The sequence below is a fragment of the Cupriavidus sp. 05N39 genome, assembly GCF_056397325.1.
In genome coordinates this window covers 64,136-70,135 of the sequence record NZ_JBFTNE010000029.1, presented here as the reverse complement: position 1 = coordinate 70,135, position 6,000 = coordinate 64,136, and the positions used below count along the sequence as shown (strand labels likewise).

Here is a 6,000-nt window from a genome sequence, read left to right as displayed (position 1 = left end):
GGTCGACACGCTCCACCGTCCATGGCGCAGTCACGCCAAGCAGCTGCCGGTACAGTTCCACGCTGTCCATCGCACACCTCCTTACCAAGCCATGCGCGAAAGCGTACTACCTACCCACACGAAAGTCTGAAGAACCTTATTTGATACTCACCGGGTCGCGGTTAGCGCTCACCGGCTTCCACTTTCGGCTGCCGCCTTCCGGGTAGACCAGTCTCCCTGCCTTGTGAGTTTGCCTAACAACGCTTGCCAGGCGTTTTCCTTTTGAAGCCGTGCGGGATGGCGTTATCGTGGAGGCCCCTGTCTTCTGCGGCACTCCGCGCTCGCCATGCTGTCGCCCCGCCTCGTCCTTTGCCTGCTGATCACCTATCTGGTTTGGGGCACGACCTATCTCGCAATCCGCTTCACGCTGGAGAGCTTCCCGCCGTTCCTGATGATGGGCTCGCGCTTTGTCTGCGCGGGCCTGCTGCTGGCGTTGTGGCTGCGGTATCGCGGTGCTGCCATGCCGACGCTGCGCCAGTTGCGCAATTGCGCCGTGCTGGCGGGTTTCCTGCTGGTCGGCGGCATGGGGCTGACTGCGGTGGCCGAGCAGACCATTTCCTCCGGAGCGACCACCGTGATGATCGGCGCGATGCCTATCTTTGGTTTGTTCTGGGGATTCTGCTTCGGCGGGCGGCCGCGCTGGTATGAGGGGCTGGCCATCGCGCTGGGCAGCCAGGGCATCCTGGTGCTGACCGGCGGCGCGGAATTCCGCGCGAGTGCCACCGGGGTTGTGGCATTGCTGACGGCCATTGCCAGCTGGTCGTTCGGCTCGCAGCTCGCCAGGCACCTGGACCTGCCACGCGGCGCGGTGGCGTTTGCCGCGGAGATGCTGCTGGGTGGGGCAATCCTGCTGGCGCTTTCCGCTGCGCTCGGCGAACCCTGGCCGCGTACCGTCAGCAGCCAGGCGTGGTGGGCCTGGGTTTATCTGGTGGTGGCGGGATCGCTGGTGGCGTTTTCCGCCTACATGCATCTGGTGGCGAACGTCTCGCCGACGATTTCCAGCAGCTATGTCTATGTCAACCCGCCGGTGGCCCTGGCTGTAGGCGCCTGGCTGGGCAGCGAGCAGATCGCGCCGCAGACCCTGGGTGCGGTGGCGCTGATCCTGGGGGCGCTTGCGGTGCTTAGCCTGGGTACCTGGCGCGGCGCGCGGGCGGTCGCGGCGGCGTGACTTCAGGAGGCCGGAGGCCGCCCGAGGCAACTGGCGGGGCGGCGGCTCAGGATTCGGATTGTTCTTCGATCCACATCGACAGGCGTGCCTTGTAGGCCTGCTGGATATGCCGGCGCGTGATCTGCTCGGCGAGCGCGGGCTCGCGCTGTTCCAGGGCTTCCACCAGTGCGATGTGGTCTTCGTAGGAAACCTGCGCGCGTCCCGGCAGCGCCAGCGTGGTGCGSCCCAGCAGCGCCATCGACTCGTGCAGGGAGCGTAGCGTCTTGAGCAGGTAGCGGTTGTGCGCGCAACGGTGCAGGGTTTCGTGGAAGAGCCGGTTGTTGGCGGCGAGCTTGTCGGGCTGGTCGGCGATGGCGAGGTCGCGCTGGACGATATCGCGCAGCAGCGAGATTTCCACATCGGTGGCGTGGCGCGCGGCGAGCGCGGCGGCGGTGCCTTCCAGCACCTCGCGCATGACATAGAGCTCGCTGACCATGCTGGCGTCGAGTCGCGTCACCATCATGCCGCGGTTGGGCTCGTTGACGACGAGGCCTTCGGACTCCAGGCGCGATAGCGCTTCGCGCACCGGCGTGCGCGACAGTCCCAGCGTGGCCGCCAGCTCCACTTCGCGCAGGCGGGTGCCGGAGGGCAGTTGCCCAGCCTGGATGGCGTTGCGCAGGTGCTGGTAGGCCCGCTCGGCGCGGGGCAGGGAATCGTCGGGACCGGTGCCGGCAGCGCCGGCGAGATCTGCGGAAATCATGGGAGCGGTCGAAACCGTGGTCGTTATGTGTTGTTGTCGTAATGGCGCAAGGCGCGGCAGCCGGGGAGGGTGGACAGCCGGCTGCCTGGTTGCCGTGATGATACCCGCTTCACGCGCGGCAACATCATGCCAGCAGTATGTCCGTCACCAGCCTGCTCAGAGCGGCGGGCATCGCCCGGCCATCGTGCGGGATGCCGCCAACGCTCAAGTGCCATGGCCAGTCGGCGAGTTGAACGGGTGGTACTGGTAAAGCCAGGTTTCCGACAGCGGCTTGCCGTCCAGGCGCAGGAACAGGCGCAGGTCGATCGGTTCCTTGCCTTCGGCGGTGAGATCGAACTGGGCACGCCAGTGCCCGGCGACGCCATTGGGCACCGCTTCGGTAAATATATAGGAAAAGGTGCCGCGCGAACTGCTCAGTACCGCTTCCGGCTTGGTGCCGTAGGGCAGTTTCTCCAGCGGCGCCCCCTTGAACTCCACCATGAACTTGCGCACGCCTTGCGGGCGTGCCTGTCCGGGCTGCCCGCCGTTGCCCAGCCGGGTAGCCACGCAACGCGCCAGCGGGCTCGGATAAGGCTCGTCGGCCAGCCAGTGCAGCCGGTAGCGCAAGCGGAAGCTGCTGCCGGCCTTGGCCTGTGCCTTGGGCACCCACATCGCGACGATGTTGTCGTGGATCTCGTCGTCGGTGGGAATTTCTATCAGTTGCACCGTGCCCGCGCCCCAGCCGTCGCGCGGCTCGACCCACAGGCTGGGCCGCCGCTCGTAATGGACGCCATCCTGGTAGTGATCGAAGTTGCGATCGCGCTGCAGCAGGCCGAAGCCGCGCGGATTGTCATCGCCAAAGCTCGAAGCCATGGTGCGCGGCGGGTTGTTGAGCGGGCGCCAGATATGTTCGCCGGCCCCGTTCCAGATCGCCAGGCCGTCGGAATCGTGCACTTCAGGGCGCCAGTCCACGGCGGTGCCCTTGCTGGCTTCCGAGAACCAGCACATCGACGTCAGCGGCGTCAGGCCCAGGCGCGCCACATCCTTGCGCAGGAACAGCGCGCAATCGATATCCATCAGCACGCCTTTGCCGCGCTGCATGACGAAGCGGTACGCGCCGGCCACGCTGGGGCCATCGAGCAGGGCATAGACCGTGACGCTGTCGCCGTTGCCCGCGGGCGTCTCGAAATAGAAATGCGTGAAGCTCGGAAACTCCTCCGGCTTGCCGGTCTCGGCCACGTCGATGGCAATGCCGCGCGCGGACAGGCCGTACTGGTAGAGTTCGCCGATGGCGCGGAAATACGAGGCGCCAAGGAAGGCCACCCAGTCGTTCTTCTTCCAGTCGAGTTTCTTCTGGTCGGCCAGGCGGCTTTCCTGGAAGCGGAAGCCGGCAAAGCCGCTGCCGCGCGCCAGCTTGCGCGCCGGGCTGTCGGCCGGCATGTCGAAATACGACTCGTCATACACGATCTCGCGCGCCGCCGGCGCGCCCTTGGCGCTGTCGATCACGTGCATGCGCACCGGCTGGCGGAAGAAGGTGCCCAGGTGGAAGAAGGTCACCGGGAACTGGCCGGGCCCGTCCGCGAACAGCGCGTCATCGGTCTTGAAGCGAATCTTGCCGTGCGCCTCGTAGTCGATCCTGGCGAGGATGTCGGCCGGTGCCGTGGCGGGGGGCGCATAAGCCCGGCCAGCCAGGGTGCGGGCTTGCTCAATCAGGGTGTCGAAGCTGAAGGGGCGGGCGTCGCCCAGCTTGATCTTGCCGGCCGCCAGCACGGATGGTGTGATGCCGAGGGCCGCCAGGGCGGCGGAAGCGGTCGCGGAAACGAGCAGGGTGCGGCGATTCATCATCGAAGGCAGGGATCCTTGGCGCAACACGCCGGAATGGGCAGAACTCTAAATGACGCTTGGGGTGAAGGAAAGTTCGGAAAAGGGTGATTGAAAGTGCTGTAAATGGCATTTTTTGGCTTAAACGGCCACCGAGATCCCGCGCAGCGTAGATGGCGGTGCCACACGTGTCCGGGGCGCCGCCCTGCAAGATTGAGGTTGTACTCTTTTTCTGTGGGATATAGTATGTGATATATCAATGGATATACCCATAAAACCACAGGAGACAACTGATGAAAGTGTGTATCTATGGTGCCGGCGCCATCGGCGGCTATATCGGCGTTCAGCTTGCCCTGGCGGGCGCCGAAGTCAGCCTGGTCGCACGCGGCCCCCACCTCGCCGCGATGAAGGCCGACGGCCTGCGCCTGCTGTGCGACGGGGAGGAGCGGGTGGCCAGGGTCAACTGCACCGACGACCCCGCCCAGCTGGGGCCGCAGGATTACGTCTTCATCACCTTGAAGGCGCATTCCGTGCCGGGCGTGGTGGACCTGATGCAGCCCTTGCTCGGGCCGAAGACGGCCATCGTGACTGGCGTGAACGGCATTCCCTACTGGTACTTCCATCAGCATGGCGGCCCGCTGGCCGGTACCACGCTGGAAAGCGTGGACCCGGGCGGGCGCCAGTGGCGCGGCCTGGGTCCCGAGCGTGCGATCGGCTGCGTGCTGTATCCCGCCGCGGAGATTGCCGAGCCCGGCGTCATTCGCCATGTCTACGGCAAGAAGTTCCCGCTCGGCGAGCCCGACGGCAGCAAGTCGGCGCGCGTCAGCCACCTGAGTGAAATGATGGTGGCCGCCGGGCTGGACGCGCCCATCCGCGACAATATCCGCGACGAGATCTGGCTCAAGCTGTGGGGCAACCTGTGCTTCAATCCGATCAGCGCGCTTACGCACGCCACGCTGGATATCATTACTTCCGATCCCGCCACCCGCGGGCTGTCGCGGGCGATGATGCTGGAAGCCCAGGCGATTGCCGAGCGCTTCGGTGTGCATTTCCGCGTCGACGTGGAGCGCCGCATCGACGGCGCCGGCGCGGTGGGTGCGCACAAGACTTCCATGCTGCAGGATCTGGAAGCGGGGCGCGCGATGGAGATCGACCCCTTGCTGACCGTGGTGCAGGAAATGGGGCGGCTGGTGCGGCAGCCCACGCCGATGGTGGACACGGTGCTGGGCCTGATCAAGCAGCGCGAAAGGATGGCGCAGGCGGCTTGAGCGGGATGGCCGGGCAGGCATTCCGGTAGCACATGGCCGCGCCGGCCCACTACGGCGGCGCACCATGTGATATACCATATACGTAAAACCGCCGTTCCCGGCAGCCGATTTATGTCAATTGTGCATTTTGCTATGCATTCGACTCATGTGATGGCTGCTTTTGGTAAGCTAGGCGGCAAGCTGCCGGCCACTGCCCTGTGCGCCGAGGCGCTGGTATCAACAAGAGCCCATTCATGTCTGTGCAAAGCCCATCCGCCGTTCAGCCAGCTGGACTGACCCTGTCCCTGCARCCCATCAATGCGGGCGCCAGCCTGCGCGACCAGGCSTAYGCSATGCTGCGCCAGGCCATTGCCGAYGCCGATATCTATCAGTCGACCGAGGAAATCCGGCTGGACGAGCGTGTCCTGAGCGAAGCGCTGGGCGTGAGCCGCACCCCCATCCGCGAAGCCATGACGCTCCTGGAGCAGGAGGGTTTCCTGCGTACGGTGCCGCGGCGCGGCATCTACATCATGCGCAAGACCAAGCGCGAGATCGTGGAAATGATCCAGGTGTGGGCGGCGCTGGAGAGCATGGCCGCGCGCCTCGCCACCTTGCATGCCAGCGACGCGGAGATCGCGCAGTTGCGCCATATGTTCGACAGCTTCCGCGATGCGACCCCGGCTGAGCATATCGAGGAGTACTCCGACGCGAATATCGCCTTTCACCAGGCGATCGTGCAGTTGTCGAAGTCGCAGATCATCATGGACTCGATCAAGAATATCTTTGTCCATGTGCGCGCGATACGGAAGATGACGATCTCGCAGAGTGATCGCGCCTCGCGTTCCATCGTCGATCATTTGCGGATTATCGAGGCGCTGGAGAAGCGCGATACCGAGCTGGCGGAGAAGCTGGTGCGCCAGCATTCGCTGGACCTCGCCGACTATGTCGAAAAGCACTGCGATTTCCTCGATTGAGCAGCAAGCGTACCGGACGCCATGGCAATAAGA

The 6,000-nt window shown here is 65.0% G+C and carries 5 protein-coding genes; 3 read left to right on the top strand and 2 right to left on the bottom strand.

Features of this window, described 5'->3' with window-relative positions; all coding sequences use genetic code 11:
• Nucleotides 1-328 precede the first annotated feature (328 nt).
• Nucleotides 329-1,207, top strand: a complete 879-nt coding sequence (locus AC1DN0_RS16225) for an EamA family transporter (protein ID WP_441630651.1) — start codon at nt 329-331, stop codon at nt 1,205-1,207.
• Nucleotides 1,208-1,253: 46 nt separating this feature from the next.
• Here the strand turns inward: AC1DN0_RS16225 and AC1DN0_RS16220 are convergent, their stop codons facing one another.
• Both AC1DN0_RS16220 and AC1DN0_RS16215 read right to left on the bottom strand, forming a co-directional pair.
• A complete protein-coding gene (locus AC1DN0_RS16220) occupies nt 1,254-1,946 on the bottom strand; it encodes a GntR family transcriptional regulator (protein ID WP_441630647.1) in 693 nt (230 codons plus the stop codon).
• A gap of 204 nt (nt 1,947-2,150) precedes the next feature.
• Nucleotides 2,151-3,770, bottom strand: coding sequence for an OpgD/OpgG family glucan biosynthesis protein (locus tag AC1DN0_RS16215; RefSeq protein WP_441630645.1), 1,620 nt, complete (start codon nt 3,768-3,770; stop codon nt 2,151-2,153).
• A 269-nt stretch (nt 3,771-4,039) separates the two neighbouring features.
• Between AC1DN0_RS16215 and AC1DN0_RS16210 the strand changes: the two genes are divergently transcribed.
• Nucleotides 4,040-5,014 (top strand): 2-dehydropantoate 2-reductase, encoded by a 975-nt coding sequence (locus tag AC1DN0_RS16210; protein WP_441630643.1) that lies wholly within the window; start codon nt 4,040-4,042, stop codon nt 5,012-5,014.
• A 233-nt stretch (nt 5,015-5,247) separates the two neighbouring features.
• A complete protein-coding gene (locus AC1DN0_RS16205) occupies nt 5,248-5,967 on the top strand; it encodes a GntR family transcriptional regulator (RefSeq protein WP_035862714.1) in 720 nt (239 codons plus the stop codon).
• Nucleotides 5,968-6,000: the final 33 nt, after the last annotated feature.

Excerpts from the sequence above, each read along its gene's own strand:
- AC1DN0_RS16210 (WP_441630643.1), top strand. The coding sequence starts at position 4,040 with ATGAAAGTGTGTATCTATGGTGCCGGCGCCATCGGCGGCTATATCGGC.
- AC1DN0_RS16215 (WP_441630645.1), bottom strand. The coding sequence starts at position 3,770 with ATGATGAATCGCCGCACCCTGCTCGTTTCCGCGACCGCTTCCGCCGCC.